The organism is Halomonas sp. FeN2 (assembly GCF_020595105.1).
Taxonomy (GTDB): Bacteria; Pseudomonadota; Gammaproteobacteria; order Pseudomonadales; family Halomonadaceae; genus Vreelandella; species Vreelandella neptunia.
This window is the reverse complement of record NZ_CP074200.1, coordinates 3,813,206-3,831,836: the sequence shown is the minus strand read 5'-3', so window position 1 is coordinate 3,831,836 and position 18,631 is coordinate 3,813,206. Positions and strand designations below refer to the sequence as shown.

Here is an 18,631-nt window from a genome sequence, read left to right as displayed (position 1 = left end):
ACTGCGATTACCGAGTTACTAGCGTAGCTGATTCCGCGGCTTATGCCGAATCAGGGTGTTGAATCGGTCTCGGCAGACTCAAGAGGATCGGAAGAAACGGGTTGCAATGACTCCACTGAGCGCTCGCCCCGCTCTTCAACAGCCGCATCCAGATCAATCATTAGCTCAACCCGGCGATTTTCGGCTCGGCCTTCGTTGGTCAGATTAGAGGCCAATGGCCTAGTATCCGCGAAGCCTTGAACGATTAGCCGCTCAGGTGCCAGCGCACCGGTCGCGGTGAGAACGTTTGCCACTGAAGCGGCTCGCATTGCCGAAAGATCCCAATTGCTGCGGAATTGGGATGTACGGATAGGCACATCATCAGTATGCCCATCAATGGAAATCGTTCCAGGCACATCGGCCAGAAGGGTTGCTAGCGACTGTAATAAGTCCTCAAAGGCCGAAGTGACGGTGGCATTACCCGACCCAAAGGTGCCATTTTCGGAAATTCGCACCACCACACGAAACTGATCAATATCAATTTCAGTCGCGCCCTCTGGCAACGATGTTTCGAGCAGCTTTTCAACATTCTGAGCCAATTGGTGGCTTTGCAGGTGGCGCTGGGCTTCCTGACTATCGCGCATTGACTCAAGCTGCGGTCGCTGTTGCATTGTTTGCTGACGCACTTCATCTACCAAGGTGCGATCAGGCACTGCTGGAGAGAAATGCTGCTTTACCGCGCTGGTTCCCATAGGTACTTGTGTCGCTTCAACTTCGCGCTGAACGCCAAAGGCTTTGGACAATTCGTCCGCCACTCGACGAAACTTTTCCGCATCGATTTCCGCAAACGACAGCAATAGCACAAAAAAGCACAGCAGCAGTGACATTAAGTCTGCGTAGGTAATCATCCAGGCGGGGATGTTGGTCTGTTTTTGCGCCATTTTTTACGTCTGCTCGCCTGCGGTAGTATTTGCTTCTGCGTCAGCTGCGCTGCGATGTTCTGGTGGGAGATATATCGTCAACATTTGTTCCAGTACGCGCGGGTTCTTATCGCTTTTAATGGCCAGCACCGCATCAATCCACAGCTCCTGCATTTTGGCTTCTTGATTCATGCGCACCCAAAGCTTATCCGCGATAGGACTGGCGATCATCGTTGCGATCATCGCACCATACAAAGTGGTTAGAAGAGCAACGGCCATGGCCGGGCCAATGAGCGATGGGTCGCCCATATTGGAAAGCATTTGCACTAAGCCTACCAGTGTACCAATCATGCCCATGGCGGGAGCCACCTCGCCTAGGGCTGAAAATACCTGCCCCCCCGCCTGATTACGCTCAAGAGTAAGCAGGCGCTCCTTTTCCATCATGTCTCTTATCATCTCGGCACTGTAGCCATCGGCCAGCATTTGCAGGCCCTTCTGCAAAAACGGCGAACTGACTTCGCGACTTTCTAGAGCAATCATGCCTTCTCGGCGCGCCACCTTTGATAGCTCTACTAACTCATCAATACTTTCTTGAATACTTGGCAGTTGAAACTTAAACGCCCGGGCAGCGGCTCTAAAGGCGAATTTAAATTGCGTAATACTAAACTTAGCCAATACAACAAACAGGCTTCCCCCTACCACTAGCAGCAGCCCAGTGGGGTTCATGAACACCTCTGGCGAAGTGCCCATAATCACAGCAGTGCCTACTAAGACAGCAGCCCCTACCAAGCCAATCAATGTTGCGAGATCCACGGCGCTTCCCCACAGTGTAAAAATACTAGTGTGCTAGAGTCTCGGACACTAGAGACTCCCTATAAAAGCGTCAACGACAAATTAATCAATCCGTCTATCTTGACAAGTTAAAAAACGCATTTTTAACTATTAGTATGCTGAGCTTTCTAGACGCTGCGGGCTGTTACTGTCAGTCTATCACCCACGCGAATAACACTGCCGTCGCCGGCTACCAGCGTAGCGTTTTGGCCAAAGTGGGCGCCTTTTAAGGTGGGCTGGGTGTTGAGTTCAATCAAGGTTTTCAGCGGTTCAGCTGGGGCAGGCACTGCCGCGGTATGCTGATCGATGGTGGTAATCTTGCAGCGCTTGCAGGGCTTGCGTAACGCTAGCTGAAAGGCGCCGTCTTGCTCAGTCAACGTTGCCCAGTGATCTTCCGCCCAAGCCTCGTCACTCTCTACGACGATATTGGGCCGAAAGCGGTTCATGGGCACGGGGGCGTGCCCACCTGCTACTAAGGCCTGGTTCAGGGCGTCTAACGACCCTGTAGTCGCAATCAAGAAGGGGTAGCCGTCAGAGAAGTAGGTATGCGCCGCCCCGCCATCAAGGAAATCCTCTTCAACGGCACGGGTAAACTCGGTAGCAAAGCGCACCATGCTAAGCCCCTGAACCTGCTCGCCCAAGGCGGCAACCAACCAGTGCGATACTTCATCGCTCTCTGGCAGAGCTTTACAGTGGTCATTCCACACACTGACCAGGCGCAAATTTCCCTCTGGCTCGGCCAGCGGTACGCTCAACGGCTCGACGTTAGGATGCGACAGCACCAAGTGCTCATCGGTCAGCGCGACCTCAACGGTGGCAAGCGCCGGGAGTTGGCGCTGGGTCACAAAACGCTGCTGCGCATCCACCAGCATCCAGCGGCGATCCCAGGCTAGTCCGTGCTCTTGCAGCTCGCTTTGAGTCACGCTGATGCCTTTTAGCGATTTGACGGGGTAAATATTGAGTTGAGTAATCTGCACGACGGCCTCGCGACAAAAGTAAAAGGCTACTTTAGTCATTTACGCCGCTAACGGCTACTCGATAACGCGCTCTATAAGGTCATTCCCACTTCAATACGGTAACCCAAATCAACCACTTTCTGGGTTAGCAATTCTCCACGAATCCGCGCCAATAATTCCGCCGCTGCCGCTTCGCCTATGGCCTGACGCGGAGTGACTACGCTGGCAAGCCGTGGCGTCATAACGTGCCCCACGTCGTGGCCATGGAAGCCAGCCAAGGCCATCCGCCCAGGTACATCAATCCCCCGCCGCTGGCACTCGAAATAGGCCCCTACTGCGACGTCATCGTTGGTGCAGAACAGGCCATCCGCCGCTGGATAATCGACGATTATCTGTTGCAGCAGCGCCGCCCCCACGCTGTAAGAGGAGCGCTGAGTGCTTTGTAAGGTGACGGGTGTTAATCCATGCTCCTCCATGGCGCGACGGTAGCCCTGCTCACGCTGTCGGGTGCGCTCATCCAAGCGCACCGCCAGATAAATCACCTGACGTCGACCACGTCGGATCATCTCACTCACCATGTCATACGCCGCTTGAACGTTATCGTAGCCCACTACCTGCTGCAGCGGAGGGCGGTGGGTGTCCATGATCTCAACAATTGGAATGCCGGCGGTTTCCAGCATGCGCAGGCTGCGCGGTGTATGGTCACGGTCAGACAGAATCACCCCATCGACGTTATAGGAGAGCAAAGATGCCAGACTCCGCTCCTCAAGCTCTGGGCTATAGCCATAGTGGGAAAGCATTAGGTGATAACCTGCCGGCTCCGTCAGCGTTTCGATACCGAGGATGACATCGGCGAATACCTGATTGGTAAGCGACGGCACCAGCACCCCGATGGAGTGGCTGGTCGCCCGTGAGAGCAAATCCGGTGCGCGATTGGGAATATAGCCAATCTGCTCAGCAACCGAGAAGATACGCTCTCGGAGGCCTTCCGAGACCGTTTCAGGGTCGCGCAGGCAGCGGCTTACCGTCATTTTGGTAGCCCCTACGTGATTGGCGATATCCTGCAGGGTTGGGCGTTTTTTCTTCAAAAAGTGACTGCCTTATGCAACGTGTAAGCGATAGGGCCTAGCCTAACCAGCAGCGACCCTAATGCTTATTCCTGCCTTTTAACTTAGCGAGTGGCTGGGCGTCGACAATGTGGCAGCAAATTGCGTAACGATCACTTGGGGCGATAAAGCAATCGAGGCATTGAAGGCCTCCTCTCTACTCGGTGGTTCCAAGTCGGCCAGCTGGCTGGCCAACATGGTATCACCTTTAAAGAAGTGCCCGGCCCGGGTTTCAAGCCGTTCAAGCAGTAGCTCCCGGCTGCCCTCTAAATACAGGATCTGCAACGCTGAGTCGCCCTGTCGCAGTCGATCGCGGTAGCGTTTTTTCAACCCAGAGCAAGCAATCACCAGCGATTCACTCTTTGCCCGATACTCGGCAAACAGCGCCGCCAAGGTATCCAGCCACTCGCTCCGGTCATCGTCGTTAAGCGGCTTGCCGCTAGCCATTTTGGCAACGTTAGCGGGCGAGTGGTAGTCATCACCATCGATAAAGGTCGCTCCTAGGGTTAGCGCCAACTGTTGGCCAATGTGCGACTTCCCTGAGCCGGACACGCCCATCACCAAAATACGATGCGAGAGGGTCTTCACAGAGGCTCTCCTATTAATTGCCGCGCACGGCGGTGAGGTCGGGCAGCCAGGTAACGATACCTGGGAAAGCGACCAGGATCACCAACACCACCAAGAGAGCCGCATAGTAAGGCAGCATGGCTTTGACCAACGACTCCATAGAAACTTTACCTACACCGCAACCTACATAGAGGCAGGTGCCCACCGGTGGGGTTAATAACCCGATGCCCAATACAAAGGCCATCAGCACGCCGAAGTAAGCCGCATCAACGCCCACCGAGGTGACAATGGGAGCCAGCATAGGCGCCATAATTACCATTGCCGGAGTCAAGTCCATCACAAATCCCACCAACAGCAGCAAGAAGGCCACAATCAACAGCAGCATAAACGGGTCTTGAGTGATCGACTGAACTTGGCTAACCAGGGTTTGCGGCACCATATTAATGGTCAGGAACCAAGCGATTACCGTCGCAAACGCCAGTAACATCATGACCATACCGGTCAAGCGGGCCGTACGAATCAGCATACCGACAAGCTCTTTAAGCTTGAATTCGCGGTAGACCACCAGCGAAATAGCCAGCGAATAGAGCAGTGCCGCTACGGCGGCTTCGGTGGCCGTAAACACGCCGCCAATAATACCGCCAATCACAATCACCGGAAGCACTAGCGCCATCCAGGCATCTTTGAAGGCTTTCCAAAGACGATCCCAGCGGAACTGCTGCACGCCGCCACCATCCTTTTTGGCAAGAATATAGGTGGTCACCATCAGCGCAAAGCCAATCAGCAGGCCGGGGATAATACCGGCGATAAACAGGCGGCTAATGGAAGTCTCAGTGACGATGCCGTAGAGAATCAGAGGAATCGAGGGTGGAATAATGATCCCGATTACTGACGATACGGTATTAATTGCGGTGGCATTGGCAGCCGTATACCCCTGTTCTTTCATAGAGGGAATCATCATCGCACCGGTAGCGGCCGTATCGGCCACCGCTGACCCACTGATGCCGCCAAAGAACATCGAGCCGGTGATAGCAACCTGCCCTAGCCCGCCGCGCATAAAGCCCACCATAGCGCCAGCCAGCTCCATCAAGCGGCGAGCGATACCGCCATTGCTCATCACCTCACCGACTAAAATAAAGAACGGAATTGCCAGCAGCGGAAAGCTATTTACCCCGCGGATGGACTGCTCGATCATGATCGACAGTGGAATATCAGAGAGTACCGCCATCACCAACGCGGCAACGCCCAGGCCAAAGGCAATGGGCAGCCCGATAACGATGGAGGCCAATAAAATAGCCAGAAAAATCCATAGCATGATTAGCGCTCCCGCTCAGGGTGTCGAATAACGTTCAGGCTGACCCACATTCGCCACATCGATACCGCCGCAATAAAAATGACGCATAGCACCAGCGAAAGGCTGATAAAGCTCAGCGGCACGTCCATAATCGCCGAACGCCCACTAGAGTGTGCCAATACTTGGTAGCCGCCCCAAATCATCACTACCATGAGGCCGGTAATAATCAGGTGCTGCAGCAGATATAGCATATGCGCCAAGCGCAGCGGCAGGCGCCGTACAAGAGCGTCAACGGCAATGTGCTCGTAACGGGAAAACGCCGCAGCGGCACCGATAAATACCAGCCATATAAACAGCATACGCGCGAGCTCATCCGCCCACGGCAGCGAGTTATTAAACAACGCACGTCCCACCACGTTGCAGGAAACGGACACAATCAACGCCACTAAAATAGCGCCGATCAAATACTCCATGCCTAAAGTCATCCAGCGGAACAATGCCGGGCCTTGGCGAGTATCGGTATCGATTTCCAGCAACTTGCGATTAGGGTCATCCAGATACACCGATGGATCTTCAATCGGCGTGGGGGTATTTGGGGGTGTAGAGGAGAGTGACATAGGAGCTCCAGGGCACTGACACGTCGGGCAGGCCCAATGGCCTGCCCGAGTAGTGCGCTAAACGTAAGGTTTAGTTGCTGCTCTCTTCAACAATCTTTTGAATGTCGGCGATCAGGTCTTCACCAATACGCGGCGCCCACTCTTCATAAACCGGTTGAACGGCATCCTGGAACGCGGCTAACTGCTCATCGTCCAGGCGGGTAATTTCCATTCCGCGCTCTGCAAGCTGATCCCGTGACCAATCATCGTATTCAGCAGAAAGCTGAATTTCATATTCAGCGGACTGACGCGCCGCTTCCAGCACCAGCTCTTGGTACTCGGGCGCCATACGATCCCAGGTACGCTCAGAAAGCATCATGATAAAGGGAGTATAGACGTGACGCGTCTCAGTGCCATAATCCTGCACCTCATGGAAGTTAGAGGTGAGGATGGTGCTCCATGGGTTTTCCTGGCCATCAACAACGCCCTGCTCCATGGCAGAGAACAGCTCACCAAAGGCCATCGGCGTTGGGTTGGCGCCTAACGCTTCCCAAATTGCCAGGTGCACCGGGTTTTCCATGGTACGTACGCTTAAACCGCGCACATCTAGACCTGCAACGTCTTCAGGACTCGCCACCGGGCGTGCGCTGTTCGAGAGCTGACGATAGCCATTCTCAGAGAAGGCGAGCGCTTTCAGACCGGTACCTTCAAAGGCATCCAGCATGTCCTGGGCCACATCGCTCTGCATCACAGCCACGGCTGCTTCACGGCTAGGGAGCAGGAACGGCAGATCGAAAGCGGCTAGTTCTTCAACGTAACCAGTGGTGGCAGAGCTGGAAGGATAGGTCATATCCAGCGTACCGGTTTGCAGCATTTCCATCATTTGAACGTCATCACCTAACTGACTGTTAGGGAAGACATTAACGGTAATACGGCCGTCGGTACGCTGCTCCAGAATCTCACCAAAGTATTGGCTGGATAGGTACTGTGGCGAACTTTCCGCAAGGCCGATGCCCATGCGCAAAGTATGCGAGCCGTGGTCGCCAACTACCTCGCCTTCAATCTCAGGCGGATCAGAAAGCTCAGGGCTCTGGGCATGAGCCATACCAAATGTCAGGGTGGTCGCGCCGACGAAGGTCAGTGTGTTGCGCCAAATAGGTGTCATAGCGTTATCTCCAAATACTCGTTGTTGTTAATGACTGGGTTGTTAATAGCTGAGTCGTTAATAGCGAGGTTGTTAATGGCTGATTCAATGAACGGCAACTTGTTACCGGTAACATCCAGTAAGCGAAGGCTAGCTACCTGCCCTGTGCGTGTCAAAACAAAACTGCCAACTTACGACCAACGTCTAGGGATAGCCACTAACTGCTTCCCGCGCTACATTACCCTACGTATTTCGGATCGGAACCCATACTTGTGCAACCATCTTGTAGCGAATTAGAGCTCGATCACCAACTTTGCTTTGCGCTCTATTCAACCTCGTTGATGATGACCAAAGTTTATAAACCCTTGCTCAAAAAGTTGGGGCTAACTTACCCGCAATACCTGGCGATGCTGGTGCTTTGGCAAAACGATGGCATCACGGTAGGCACTATGAGTAAGCGCCTACTAACAGACCCTGGCTCACTTACGCCGCTGCTTAAGCGACTTGAAGCCGATCAACTGTTGAATCGCAAACGCAGCCATGAAGACGAACGCGTAGTAGAGCTTTACCTCACAGACAAAGGCAAAGCGTTGCGCGAACAGGCGTGCGATATTCCCAGCTGTGTGGTGCATGCCAGCGAGCAGTCAATTGAGGCACTGACCATGCTTAAAGAGGACTTAGTGCGGCTGCGTGATAGCCTGCAAAAGAACCAGTAGCCTTTGCTTTTTGGCGCAGGGCGTAGCGATTTATTTGGCATTTATATTGCGCGCAAAATAAAGCTGCGCTAAGTTAATAGCGTAAGTTCATAATGAAAATACCGACAGGAGATAGCAAATGACGACCACTATTGAAAATGTTGTTTACCGTGCCCACGCCACTGCTACCGGCGGCCGTGAAGGCCAGGCCAAATCGTCCGATGGCGCGCTGGATGTTAAACTCAGCACGCCCAAAGAGCTGGGAGGCGCAGGCGGTGATGGCACCAATCCTGAGCAGCTCTTTGCCGCTGGCTACTCGGCCTGCTTTTTAGGCGCACTAAAGCATGTCGCTGGCCAGGAAAAAGTAAAGCTACCCCAGGATACGAAAATTGATGGCCACGTTGGTATCGGCGCCATTCCTACCGGCTTTGGCATCGAAGTCGAGCTAAAAATCAGTCTGCCTGGCCTTGAGCAAGACGTTGCCCAGCAGCTGGTCGATAAAGCCCACGTTGTCTGCCCCTACTCCAACGCGACCCGTGGCAATATTAATGTCACCCTGACGTTGGTATAAGCTGCTAGCCACCTACTTAGCTAGCGCCCACGCCACCGCTCTCTGGGCATGCAGAGCGGTGGTGTCGTAAAGGGGCACCGCGGTATCGCCCTGGCCTACCAGCATGGCGATTTCGGTACAGCCTAAAATCACCCCCTGGGCGCCTTGGGCATGCAAGGCATCAATGATTGCCAAATAGCGCTGACGTGATTCATCTTCAATGCGGCCCTGGCAAAGTTCATCAAAGATAATCCGATGAACGATGTCGCGCTCAGACTGATCCGGCACCACGACCTCAATGCCGAACCGCTGTTCTAATCGACCAATATAAAAGTCCTGTTCCATGGTAAAGCGCGTACCCAATAGGCCAACCCGGGTAATGCCGTCTGCGGTGAGTTGTTCAGCCGTGGCATCGGCAATATGCAGCAGCGGAATAGCAATAGCCTGTTCAATGGCAGGTGCCACTTTATGCATGGTGTTAGTGGCAATCAGCAGGCAATCGGCGCCCGCCCGCTCGACGCTTTGGGCAGCGCTGGCCAGCAGATCGCCAGCCGCGTGCCAATCGCCTTGCTGCTGCAGTGCTTCAATGTCGGCAAAATCGACGCTAACCATCACGATCTTAGCCGAATGAAAGCCACCTAGCGCCGCTTTTACGCCTTCGTTTAAGGCCCGGTAGTAGCCTTGGGTAGATTCCCAGCTCATACCGCCGAGTACACCAATAACACGCATCCGCCACCTCATTTGGGAAAATGAACTACTTTATTATCAGGCTAATCACTAGCTACCCCTTGTAGCTGCTTTGACACTGATAGAATATTTATAGCGAGGAAACTAATGAGCGACAACACCTATACTCCGCCGAGCGTTTGGAAATGGGAACCTGGCAACGGTGGTAAATTTGCCAATATCAATCGCCCAATCGCAGGCCCTACCCATGACAAGGCGCTGCCGGTAGGCAAACACCCACTTCAGCTTTACTCCCTGGCCACGCCCAATGGTGTCAAAGTCACCGTGATGCTGGAAGAGCTGCTGGAGAAAGGCGTAACAGGCGCTGAGTACGACGCTTACCTGATTCAAATTGGCGAAGGCGATCAATTCAGCAGCGGCTTTGTCGAGGTGAACCCCAACTCCAAAATTCCGGCACTGATGGATCACTCAGCCAATCCCCCCCAGCGAGTGTTTGAGTCTGGCGCAATCCTGCTCTATTTGGCTGAAAAATTTGGCGAGTTCTTACCCAGCGACCCGGCGAAGCGTACCGAATGCCTCTCTTGGCTATTCTGGCAAATGGGCAGCGCGCCGATGTTAGGCGGCGGCTTTGGCCATTTTTACGCCTACGCACCGGAAAAGTATCAGTACCCGATTGACCGCTACACCATGGAAGTCAAGCGCCAGCTTGATGTGCTTGACCGCCACTTGGCGGAAAATCGCTTTATGGCCGGCGATGAGTACACCATTGCCGATATGGCGATTCACCCTTGGTATGGCGCGCTGGTGAAAAATCGCGTTTACGAAGCGGCCGAGTTCTTGGAAGCTCACACTTACAAGAACGTTCTACGCTGGACGGAAGAGATCGATGAGCGCCCCGCCGTTAAACGCGGCCGTATGGTCAACCGCTCCTTTGGCGAGCTGCACGAGCAGTTGCACGAACGTCATGATGCCAGCGATTTTGAACTTCGCACCCAAGATAAACTGGCTGACGGGGAGTAAGTAGCCCAACAAAAGAGCCTGCGCTTGATCTCTCAGCGTAGGCTCTTGGTAGCTTTCAGATTACAAGCTAAGACTATGCAACCCGTGAGTTATTCAAGGCGTAATTCCATACCCGGTAGAAGTAAAAAATATACCCCAGTCCAAAGGTGACCAGCGAAATCAGCATCCAGAGGATAATGTGGCCAATGTTGCTGAACAGATTGATATCACAAACCATTTTTCGCTCCACCCCAGCAGCATCCACTACCGAGGTACGGTTAATCACAAATCGTGAAAACGAATAGGGGAAGAAAAACAGCGCTATGCCAAGAGTAACAATACTGAGTACCACCCAAACAATCAGATGGCCAATAATATCGAGAATGGAAAGATCAGCTTTGATATTCACGTTGCGTCCTTAAAATTAACAGTGGCGAAGAGTACCATCGCTAGGCAGAAACGTGAACGCAAAAATTAATATTACTTAGACATATGAGCTATGAATTGGCTTCAATGGGGGCCCCTAACACCCTCTAAGCTGGATTGACGGCTCTCCGCCTGCCGTTTGACGACACTTAATGAACCATCGGTTTCTAACACCACTGCTTCTACCCTGGTCACGTCACTAAGCCCACTACTGCGAATGGCCGAAAGGACTTCGTCTTGGGTTACCCGCGCTTGTCGCAGCGACGTTAACAGAAACTCGCCCTGATAGAGCAGCATCAGCGGCTCGCCAGTGACTAACCGACGAACCCAACGAAATCGCACGCTTGTCCAGGTAATTATAAATTGAAGTGAAATCAGTAATGCTAACGCGACCGCCCCATCCACCAAGGCGACATCTTTAGATAGCAGCACAGTGGCCAGCGTGGAGCCCAGCGCTACCGTCACGATTAAGTCGAAGGCATTCATTTTCGAAAGCGTACGATTGCCTGACAGGCGCAGGAAGAGAACAAGCGTGGCGTATGCCAGTACTCCAACGATCACAATGCGTAATAAACTACCCCAGCTATTGAAAAAACCCAGTTCCATTGACCCTTACTCCTAGACGCCGAGTGGTATGTGGACATCACACACCTCTACGTAGGCTAGCAGCCCTGAGTCTGTTGTATACGCTAGGAGGGCATTGAGTGATGACGCTCCCACCACTCGGCATAGGAACTGTTATGGGGCGCAAGGCCGCCTTCATCGGGGGCTTCATCATCCCACCAGACGGGGCCACGCTCTCCGAGTGCTTCTTTAGCGCTCTGCACTGCGTTGCGGGCTTGGCGAAGCGCATCTTCATCGTCTTTTTGCTGGGCTGCTCTAACCGCTCGACGGGCTTTCATCAACTCTTTGATATGGGCTCGCCTTTGCTCTTCATCTAAACGCGGGTCAGTGCAGCGCCAAAGCCGATTTTTGGCGACAAAGTAGCGCCCATCTGGGGTGTGGGGGTACTTGTTAGCCATAAGCACTACTCCTTTCCCGTTGAACGCGAGTGACTAACCGAACTGTTTTAGAAGCGTTTAGATAGCGTGATAGAACCAAACTTATCCTGCTCTTCCTGGCCGTCAAATTCACGTGAGCGTTGAACAGCCGCGTAGGTGACCTGCCAATCATCCCAGGCAAGCGCCAACCCCGCGGAGACATCGCCCACCCACTCTTTGCGATCAACCGAGTGACTATTTCTAAACGTATTACCGTCCAGTGTCAGATTCTGCGCCATGTAGTAACCGTCGACGCTGGCAAACAGGTACCACTGCCACCCCTCTTTACCCGTCATATAGTGTCGGCTGCCGGAGTTTGGCGTTAGTGTAGGAATGCCAGGGGCCTCATCTCCCCAACGCACGCTATACCCAGCGCTTGCGTAGGTATAGAGGTTGCCCAAAGCAGCGCTGATGCTGGGGCCATGGGCAAACTGCTTGCCGATCAATGGGGAGCTATGCCACCACTGGCGACGCATGGAGACGTTGACGATGGCTTCATCACCAAGCTGGTTATCCCAACCGCTGGGGCGGTCGCTTTCAGTAATGCGATGCACTTCACGTTGAATGCTATCGGCAAGCGACGAAGGCCCTACCAAGCCAATATCCAGGTGCAGGTCAGTCGCTTGGCGCCAGTTGCCCGTGGGCACATCTTCGTAAAGTGACATACCGCCGTAAACAATCCCTGCGTAGGGTCGATCATCTTCGATCAGTCCACGCTGCTCAATATTGTTTGGCGTATAAATCTGATGCACCAGACGAAAAGCTGCCATGTCAGCGCTGCCAATGAGGCTATCAGGTAACGCGGTGGCCAAGCGCTGCGTCCAGCTTTGCGCTTCAGGTTCAAACGCCCAATTTAGCTCAAAACCGCTGGTAAAGTGGCCATCATCGCTGCTGGCCATGCCATCATTTTCGTGCTTAATCGAGAGGATGCTATCGTCGGCTTGCGCCAGTGCTGGCAGCAGGCTTACTACAGCCACGAGCGGTAGCAGCTGCCATCGTAAAGGGGTCTTTGCTTTCATTACTCATTCCTTGAGATAGATCTTGGGCCTGTTTTTTGAAACTGCTAGATTAAGAATAGCAACAAACATTGTTGATTGTATGTAATTATGCAAAAAGATAGCAAGCATACTTTTGCAAATTTCTACACAAAAAGGCTAAGACACTAAAAATTAAGGATGGCCCGTAGGCCATCCCTTATGCTGTTGATTGCTTAGATTTATAGCGTAGTCGACTAAACGAAAGTTTGCAGGCTAATGGTCAAGATCAATCACTCTCTGTCGCGCAGCAGCCATTGCGGGGTAATTTCATGCTGGCCATTTTCATCGGTAATAAACAGCGATCCTTCGCTGATCATTACCGCCCAATTAATCGCCCTTGGCAGGTCTTTAGCGATAGTCGCTAGAGCCTCTTGTGGCAGGCCCGCCACATGGACATTTTTCAGCGATGCCACATTGGGCAACACTTTACTTTCCCATTGATCTACCCGGCCGTAAGCAAGGAGGGACACGCGCTCTGCCCTACGTGAGCACCAGGTAACCCGCTCGGCATCGGGCAAACCCACTTCGATCCAGTGCAGTAGGCGACCGTCTAGGCTTTTCTCCCACAGTGCCGGTTCATCTACATCGGAAAGCCCACGCCCGAAGGCAAGCGTTTCGCTATACCACAGCACATAGGCGAGCAGGCGCGCGGTCATGCGCTCTTCGGTCTCTGATGGATGGCGAGCCACGGTAAAGCGCAGCGTTTCATACACCCCGCGATCCAAATCGGTCAGGTTAATATCAACTTTGTAGGGCGTTGCGCTAAGAGCCATGGAAGTTTCCAAACGAAATTTGCGTCAGTGTACCCGATGCAGGGTGTCCTTGGTGAATAGCCTGAAAGGTTAAGCTTTGCGGTGGTCAGCTGTCACTGTGCCATTTTTCAACGTATCGGCCTCGTGCATGGACTCCCGCCATGGCTCTTCTAGCGCGGCTTGATACCATGCCTGCATGGCAGGCAGCGCTAACAAGCGCTCGACATACGCCCGGGGCTTCTCGCTAACCGGCAAGCTGAATGTCTGCATGCGAAAGGCCACAGGGGCGTAAAACGCATCTACCGCGGAGAAGGTTTCACCCGCTAAAAACGGCCCACCAAAGCGCTCAAGCCCTTGCTGCCATAGTGCATCCACGCGTGCCAGATCGGCCTTGAGATTAGCCGATAAGCTATTCAATTCCACCCGCATACCGCAGTTCATTGGACACTCGCCGCGCAGGGCGCTAAAGCCGCTGTGCATCTCTGCTGTAGCTGAGCGCGCCCAGGCGCGGGCGGCTTTATCACTCGGCCAGACATTAGCGTGCTGCTCGGCCAGATACTCAACAATCGCCAGGGAGTCCCACACCGCCAGCTCGCCTTCGTCCGTCACCTCCACAAGGCAAGGCACTAAGCCTGAAGGGGAAAAGCGGGTAAAGGTGGCATGACTCGCGCCAGTGCCCCCTTCAAAGGGCATCAGGTGTTCGTTAAACGCAATCTCCAGTGCTTTCATCAGCACCCAAGGGCGCAGCGACCAAGAAGAGTAATTCTTGTTGGCAATATAGAGATCAAACATGCAGCGCTCCTTTTGTGGAGAATTGAATTAACCGATCGATGAAGGCAGCCTCTCTTAACGTGCCGCCTGAGCCAGCGTATTACCGCCTAACCCCATTAATACACCACCGCCAATGCGCTGAATGAGTCGGGAGGAACCATGGGATTTTTGTAACCACTCACGCAATGGGCTGGCCAGCAGCACCACCACAACATCCGCCGATGAGAACAGCGCATTGGTGGCGATACCTAACCAGAGCAGTTGCCACGCTACCGGCATAGCGCTCTCGGGCTGCACAAACTGGGGCAGAAACGCGACAAAGAAAAGCGCGGTTTTAGGGTTGAGCACCTCCACCAAAAAGCTGTCACGCAGCACGCGTTTAGTGGTTGCCAGCGGTACCTCATCGCCATGGGCACGAATGCCCTGTTGCCATAGCCGCAACCCCATCCAGAGCAGATAGAGCCCGCCAATGATTTTCATGGCGATATAGGCAGGCGGAATCGCTGCAAACAGCAGTGCCAAGCCTAGCGCAGCGGCTACCACATGAACGTAGCAGCCCATGTGCACACCCATGACCGCTAACCACCCTGCTCGTCGGCCGCGCCCCAGGGTTTGCGCTGCGGTATACAACATCGCAGGCCCAGGGAGGTAGGCAAAACCCAGCGCGGCGAGGATAAACGCGGCCCATTGCATCGTGGCAACTCCGAAGAGATCAGTAGTAGGAAGCCTTTGAGAATAAAACGGGGATGACGCAAGCGCCACCCCCTAAATAAGTAAAACTGGAATGAATAAAGGCTTAGAAATTAGCTTTACGCTTCTCGACAAAGGCCGCCATACCTTCTTTCTGCTCATCACCGGCAAAGCAGAAGGCAAACAGGCTGGTTTCCAGCGCCAGCGCGCTGTCCAGGTCTTGATCCATCCCGTCGTGAACCGCCTGCTTGGCACCGCGCACTGACTGCGGGCCGTTACCTTTAAGCTGTTTAGTGAGCTCTTCAGCGTAGCTCTCCAGCTCTGCTTGCGGCATTACCCGGTTCACCAAGCCGATACGCAGTGCCTCTTGGGCGTCGATTTTGCGCCCGGTGGTGACCAGATCAATCGCCATCGCGGGGCCAACGCGGCGTGGCAGGCGTTGCGTACCCCCAAAGCCAGGAATGACGCCCAGCAGCACTTCCGGTTGACCAAACACCGCGTTGTCGCTGGCTACCGCCCAGTCGCAGGCCAGTGCCAATTCGCAGCCGCCGCCAAGGCAAAACCCGTTCACCAGCGCGACCACCGGCACGGGCAGAGTCTCTAGGCGTTTAATGGTTCGCAGCGCTTGCATGGCAAAAGCCCGCGCTTCTTCAGGCGTTTTCTCACGCATTTCAGTGATATCAGCACCCGCTACGAAGGACTTCTCGCCCGCGCCTGTAATCAGCACAGCACGTAGGTTCGGGTGGGACTCAAGCTCTACCAGATGCGCTTCCAGCGCGGCTAACACATCGCTGTTCAGGGCATTCAGCGCTTTAGGACGATTGATGGTCAGCCGCACCATCCCATCGTTATCAACCTTCTCGATCACTGCTTCGCTCATGGCGGACTCCTTATTCGATTTGTTATGGAATATTAAAGTGAACACCACTCAACCCTAGCGAACGCTTGGTTGAGTGGCAATGACTTCTTTATGCCGCGCTCTTTTGTTCAGCGCAAGCTAGTCGTAGTGATAAAAACCGCGACCGCTCTTACGGCCAAGGTAGCCCGCTGCGACCATGCGCTTAAGCAGTGGGCAAGGACGGTATTTGGGGTCGCCAAAGCCCTCTTGAAGCACTTCCATAATCGCCAGGCAGACATCAAGGCCGATTAAATCTGCCAGCGCTAGCGGCCCCATGGGGTGAGCCGCGCCGAGCTTCATGGCTTCATCCACCGCTTCCGGTGTTGCAGTGCCTTCTTGAACAATAAAAGCCGCTTCGTTGATCATTGGCACTAGCAGGCGATTCACCGCAAAGCCCGGCGCGTCGCCTACCGGCACGGCGGTTTTACCCAACGCTTTAGCGAGGGTTTCAATCTCGTCCACGGTAGCGTCCGAGGTTTGCTCGGCACGAATCACTTCCACCAATTTGAGCACCGGCACCGGGTTAAAGAAGTGCATACCTACTACTCGCTCGGGGTGCTCGCATACTGCCGCCAAGCGGGTAAGCGACAGCGACGAGGTGTTGGAGGCCAGAATCGCGGTGCTGCTTAAGCGGCTTAGGTCACGAAACAGTTTCTCTTTCAGCTCTGGCTGTTCAGGGGCGGCTTCAATAATCACCGCGCAGTCGCTCAAAGTATCCAACGTGGTGGTAGTCGACAAGCGCGCTAAGGCAGCGCTTTTATCTGCCTCGCTGATCTTTTCTTTCGCCACCAGCTTGGCTAAACCTTTGTCTATATTCGCCTTGGCGCGGCTTAACTGCTCCTCAGCCACATCGTAAAGGTGCACCTGATAGCCACTGGCAGCCACTACTTGGGCAATGCCCTGCCCCATGGTACCGGCTCCTACAACGCCAATTTGTTGATCACTCATGCACGCTCTCCTCTATCTATTATCACCACTATCTATTATTACCACTGGGGGGTTATCAATGCTGCTTGGCTTCTTCGCGCAGTACGAATTTTTGAATCTTGCCCGTTGAGGTTTTCGGGAGTTCGCTGAAAATGACCGTTTTGGGCACTTTATAGCCCGCCAAATGTTCGCGACAGTGAGCGATAATATCGGCCTCGGTGACTTCACCATAACCGACTTTGAGCTTCACAAAGGCACAGGGCGTCTCGCCCCACTTCTCGTCGGGCTTGGCAACCACCGCTGCCTCTTCAACGGCGGGATGGCCGTAAATAGCGTCTTCCACTTCGATGGTCGAGATATTTTCACCACCGGAAATAATAATGTCCTTGGAGCGGTCTTTGATCTCGATATAGCCATCCGGATGCCATACCGCCAAGTCGCCGGTGTGGTACCAGCCGCCCTCCAGCGCCTGCTCGGTGGCTTCCGGGTTCTTTAAATAGCCCTTCATCACGTTGTTGCCGCGCATCATTATCTCACCCATGGTTTGGCCATCTTTGGGCACTGGTTCCATGGTGAGCGGATCAGCCACACAGAGCGCTTCGAGCATGTGGTAGCGCACCCCCTGGCGGGCTTTGATTTTGGCCCGCGATTCAATGGGCAATTCATCCCACGCCTCTCGCCAGGCGCACACCGTTACCGGGCCGTATACTTCGGTAAGGCCGTATACGTGGGTGACCTCAATGCCTAGCTTTTCGACTCCGGAAATCACTGAGGCTGGCGGCGCGGCACCAGCGGTGGTCACTTTCACCGGGTGATCAAACTCACATTTGTCTTCAGCCGGTAGATTCACCAAGCCATTAAGAATAATCGGCGCCCCGCTGAAATGGGTGACCTTTTCATCGGCGATCAACTGCATGATCTTTTTGGGATCAACGCGGCGCAGGCAGACATTCACCCCGGCGTTGGCGGCAATCGTCCAGGGAAAGCACCAGCCGTTGCAGTGGAACATCGGCAGCGTCCACAGGTAGATCGGATGGTGGGGCATTGCCCACTCCATAATATTGCTCACCGCATTGAGATAAGCGCCGCGGTGGTGATAAACCACCCCCTTGGGCTTGCCGGTGGTGCCAGAGGTGTAGTTTAGCGAGATCGCATCCCACTCATCGGCAGGCAGCTGATAGGCGAATTCAGCATCGCCCTCGTTAAGCAGCGCCTCATACTCAATTTCCCCAATGCCCTGGGTATCACCAATAAACTCAACATCGGCGACATCGATGATCAAAGGCTTATGCGCAAGCTTGGCAACCGCTTGCTGGATGACCTCGGCAAATTCTGGATCGACAAGAATGGCTTTGGCCTCGCCGTGTTCCAGCATATAGCTGATCGCTTCGGCATCCAGGCGAATATTCAGTGTATTAAGCACACATCCCGCTAGCGGCACACCGAAGTGCGCTTCAAACATCGCCGGAATATTGGGCAGCATCGCCGCCACCGTTTGGCCTGGCTGAATGCCTCGCTTTTCGAGCGCAGAGGCAAGCTGGCGACAGCGTGACCAGGTTTCGCTCCAGGTGCGCCGCGTGCTGCCATGTACCACAGCCGGGTAGTCGGGATAGATCGACGCCGAGCGCTCGATAAAGGTCAGCGGTGAAAGCGGCACGTGGTTGGCAATGGTTTTGGGCAAGCCTTGCTCGAAGATAGCGGTCATCATCAGCTCCTGAATGTTGTTGATATTATTGAAAGCGTTCGTTTTAAGGGTTCGTTTAAAA

22 protein-coding genes are annotated in these 18,631 nt (G+C 54.0%); 3 read left to right on the top strand and 19 right to left on the bottom strand.

Annotated features, from left to right (window positions below; translation table 11 throughout):
• Positions 1-50: 50 nt before the first annotated feature.
• The 8 genes from KF947_RS17595 to KF947_RS17560 all read right to left on the bottom strand — a co-directional run bounded on the left by KF947_RS17595 (position 51) and on the right by KF947_RS17560 (position 7,414).
• Positions 51-920 (bottom strand): MotB family protein, encoded by an 870-nt coding sequence (locus tag KF947_RS17595; RefSeq protein ID WP_133731210.1) that lies wholly within the window; start codon positions 918-920, stop codon positions 51-53.
• Between the two features lie 3 nt (positions 921-923).
• On the bottom strand, positions 924-1,712 hold the full coding sequence (locus tag KF947_RS17590; protein WP_133731211.1) for a MotA/TolQ/ExbB proton channel family protein: 789 nt from the start codon (positions 1,710-1,712) through the stop codon (positions 924-926).
• A 146-nt stretch (positions 1,713-1,858) separates the two neighbouring features.
• Complete coding sequence (locus KF947_RS17585) at positions 1,859-2,707, bottom strand: MOSC domain-containing protein (protein ID WP_133731212.1); 849 nt, start codon at positions 2,705-2,707, stop codon at positions 1,859-1,861.
• A 71-nt stretch (positions 2,708-2,778) separates the two neighbouring features.
• Positions 2,779-3,774, bottom strand: coding sequence for a gluconate operon transcriptional repressor GntR (gene gntR, locus KF947_RS17580; RefSeq protein ID WP_133731213.1), 996 nt, complete (start codon positions 3,772-3,774; stop codon positions 2,779-2,781).
• Between the two features lie 78 nt (positions 3,775-3,852).
• A complete protein-coding gene (locus KF947_RS17575; RefSeq protein ID WP_133731214.1) occupies positions 3,853-4,380 on the bottom strand; it encodes a gluconokinase in 528 nt (175 codons plus the stop codon).
• 13 nt (positions 4,381-4,393) lie between these two features.
• The gene (locus KF947_RS17570; RefSeq protein WP_133731215.1) at positions 4,394-5,674 is read right to left on the bottom strand and encodes a TRAP transporter large permease; all 1,281 of its coding nucleotides are present in this window, start codon (positions 5,672-5,674) and stop codon (positions 4,394-4,396) included.
• 2 nt (positions 5,675-5,676) lie between these two features.
• A complete protein-coding gene (locus KF947_RS17565; protein ID WP_133731216.1) occupies positions 5,677-6,270 on the bottom strand; it encodes a TRAP transporter small permease in 594 nt (197 codons plus the stop codon).
• 70 nt (positions 6,271-6,340) lie between these two features.
• A complete protein-coding gene (locus KF947_RS17560) occupies positions 6,341-7,414 on the bottom strand; it encodes a TRAP transporter substrate-binding protein (RefSeq protein WP_133731217.1) in 1,074 nt (357 codons plus the stop codon).
• Between the two features lie 251 nt (positions 7,415-7,665).
• On the opposite strand from KF947_RS17560, the gene KF947_RS17555 reads away from it, so the two are divergent.
• Complete coding sequence (locus KF947_RS17555) at positions 7,666-8,109, top strand: MarR family winged helix-turn-helix transcriptional regulator (RefSeq protein WP_133731218.1); 444 nt, start codon at positions 7,666-7,668, stop codon at positions 8,107-8,109.
• A gap of 118 nt (positions 8,110-8,227) precedes the next feature.
• A complete protein-coding gene (locus KF947_RS17550; RefSeq protein WP_133731219.1) occupies positions 8,228-8,659 on the top strand; it encodes an organic hydroperoxide resistance protein in 432 nt (143 codons plus the stop codon).
• A 12-nt stretch (positions 8,660-8,671) separates the two neighbouring features.
• Here KF947_RS17550 and KF947_RS17545 read toward each other — a convergent pair whose 3' ends face one another.
• The gene (locus KF947_RS17545; RefSeq protein WP_133731220.1) at positions 8,672-9,367 is read right to left on the bottom strand and encodes an aspartate/glutamate racemase family protein; all 696 of its coding nucleotides are present in this window, start codon (positions 9,365-9,367) and stop codon (positions 8,672-8,674) included.
• 105 nt (positions 9,368-9,472) lie between these two features.
• Between KF947_RS17545 and yghU the strand changes: the two genes are divergently transcribed.
• Positions 9,473-10,345, top strand: a complete 873-nt coding sequence (gene yghU, locus KF947_RS17540) for a glutathione-dependent disulfide-bond oxidoreductase (protein WP_227404655.1) — start codon at positions 9,473-9,475, stop codon at positions 10,343-10,345.
• Between the two features lie 73 nt (positions 10,346-10,418).
• Here yghU and KF947_RS17535 read toward each other — a convergent pair whose 3' ends face one another.
• The 10 genes from KF947_RS17535 to KF947_RS17490 form a co-directional block, all read right to left on the bottom strand.
• Complete coding sequence (locus tag KF947_RS17535) at positions 10,419-10,733, bottom strand: DUF6693 family protein (protein ID WP_227404654.1); 315 nt, start codon at positions 10,731-10,733, stop codon at positions 10,419-10,421.
• Positions 10,734-10,834: 101 nt separating this feature from the next.
• Positions 10,835-11,356, bottom strand: a complete 522-nt coding sequence (locus tag KF947_RS17530) for a DUF421 domain-containing protein (RefSeq protein ID WP_227404653.1) — start codon at positions 11,354-11,356, stop codon at positions 10,835-10,837.
• A gap of 83 nt (positions 11,357-11,439) precedes the next feature.
• Positions 11,440-11,772 (bottom strand): hypothetical protein, encoded by a 333-nt coding sequence (locus tag KF947_RS17525; RefSeq protein ID WP_227404652.1) that lies wholly within the window; start codon positions 11,770-11,772, stop codon positions 11,440-11,442.
• Positions 11,773-11,819: 47 nt separating this feature from the next.
• Positions 11,820-12,809 carry a lipid A deacylase LpxR family protein gene (locus KF947_RS17520; RefSeq protein ID WP_227404651.1) on the bottom strand — a complete coding sequence of 330 codons (990 nt, stop codon included), beginning with the start codon at positions 12,807-12,809 and terminating at the stop codon, positions 11,820-11,822.
• Between the two features lie 248 nt (positions 12,810-13,057).
• Positions 13,058-13,600, bottom strand: coding sequence for a YaeQ family protein (locus tag KF947_RS17515; protein ID WP_227404650.1), 543 nt, complete (start codon positions 13,598-13,600; stop codon positions 13,058-13,060).
• A 69-nt stretch (positions 13,601-13,669) separates the two neighbouring features.
• Complete coding sequence (locus KF947_RS17510) at positions 13,670-14,371, bottom strand: glutathione S-transferase family protein (protein ID WP_227404649.1); 702 nt, start codon at positions 14,369-14,371, stop codon at positions 13,670-13,672.
• 54 nt (positions 14,372-14,425) lie between these two features.
• On the bottom strand, positions 14,426-15,043 hold the full coding sequence (locus KF947_RS17505) for a LysE family translocator (protein WP_133731227.1): 618 nt from the start codon (positions 15,041-15,043) through the stop codon (positions 14,426-14,428).
• Between the two features lie 103 nt (positions 15,044-15,146).
• Positions 15,147-15,920 (bottom strand): enoyl-CoA hydratase-related protein, encoded by a 774-nt coding sequence (locus tag KF947_RS17500; protein ID WP_133731228.1) that lies wholly within the window; start codon positions 15,918-15,920, stop codon positions 15,147-15,149.
• Between the two features lie 117 nt (positions 15,921-16,037).
• Positions 16,038-16,886, bottom strand: coding sequence for a 3-hydroxybutyryl-CoA dehydrogenase (locus tag KF947_RS17495; RefSeq protein ID WP_227404648.1), 849 nt, complete (start codon positions 16,884-16,886; stop codon positions 16,038-16,040).
• Positions 16,887-16,941: 55 nt separating this feature from the next.
• Positions 16,942-18,573, bottom strand: a complete 1,632-nt coding sequence (locus KF947_RS17490) for an acyl-CoA synthetase (RefSeq protein WP_227404647.1) — start codon at positions 18,571-18,573, stop codon at positions 16,942-16,944.
• Positions 18,574-18,631 lie beyond the last annotated feature (58 nt).

What these genes read in the sequence shown, in the direction of transcription:
- KF947_RS17595 (WP_133731210.1), bottom strand. Translation starts at nt 920, where the DNA reads ATGGCGCAAAAACAGACCAACATCCCCGCCTGGATGATTACCTACGCA.
- KF947_RS17570 (WP_133731215.1), bottom strand. Translation starts at nt 5,674, where the DNA reads ATGCTATGGATTTTTCTGGCTATTTTATTGGCCTCCATCGTTATCGGG.
- KF947_RS17565 (WP_133731216.1), bottom strand. Translation starts at nt 6,270, where the DNA reads ATGTCACTCTCCTCTACACCCCCAAATACCCCCACGCCGATTGAAGAT.
- KF947_RS17560 (WP_133731217.1), bottom strand. Translation starts at nt 7,414, where the DNA reads ATGACACCTATTTGGCGCAACACACTGACCTTCGTCGGCGCGACCACC.
- KF947_RS17550 (WP_133731219.1), top strand. Translation starts at nt 8,228, where the DNA reads ATGACGACCACTATTGAAAATGTTGTTTACCGTGCCCACGCCACTGCT.
- KF947_RS17545 (WP_133731220.1), bottom strand. Translation starts at nt 9,367, where the DNA reads ATGCGTGTTATTGGTGTACTCGGCGGTATGAGCTGGGAATCTACCCAA.
- yghU (WP_227404655.1), top strand. Translation starts at nt 9,473, where the DNA reads ATGAGCGACAACACCTATACTCCGCCGAGCGTTTGGAAATGGGAACCT.
- KF947_RS17530 (WP_227404653.1), bottom strand. Translation starts at nt 11,356, where the DNA reads ATGGAACTGGGTTTTTTCAATAGCTGGGGTAGTTTATTACGCATTGTG.
- KF947_RS17525 (WP_227404652.1), bottom strand. Translation starts at nt 11,772, where the DNA reads ATGGCTAACAAGTACCCCCACACCCCAGATGGGCGCTACTTTGTCGCC.
- KF947_RS17520 (WP_227404651.1), bottom strand. Translation starts at nt 12,809, where the DNA reads ATGAAAGCAAAGACCCCTTTACGATGGCAGCTGCTACCGCTCGTGGCT.
- KF947_RS17515 (WP_227404650.1), bottom strand. Translation starts at nt 13,600, where the DNA reads ATGGCTCTTAGCGCAACGCCCTACAAAGTTGATATTAACCTGACCGAT.
- KF947_RS17510 (WP_227404649.1), bottom strand. Translation starts at nt 14,371, where the DNA reads ATGTTTGATCTCTATATTGCCAACAAGAATTACTCTTCTTGGTCGCTG.
- KF947_RS17505 (WP_133731227.1), bottom strand. Translation starts at nt 15,043, where the DNA reads ATGCAATGGGCCGCGTTTATCCTCGCCGCGCTGGGTTTTGCCTACCTC.
- KF947_RS17500 (WP_133731228.1), bottom strand. Translation starts at nt 15,920, where the DNA reads ATGAGCGAAGCAGTGATCGAGAAGGTTGATAACGATGGGATGGTGCGG.
- KF947_RS17495 (WP_227404648.1), bottom strand. Translation starts at nt 16,886, where the DNA reads ATGAGTGATCAACAAATTGGCGTTGTAGGAGCCGGTACCATGGGGCAG.
- KF947_RS17490 (WP_227404647.1), bottom strand. Translation starts at nt 18,573, where the DNA reads ATGATGACCGCTATCTTCGAGCAAGGCTTGCCCAAAACCATTGCCAAC.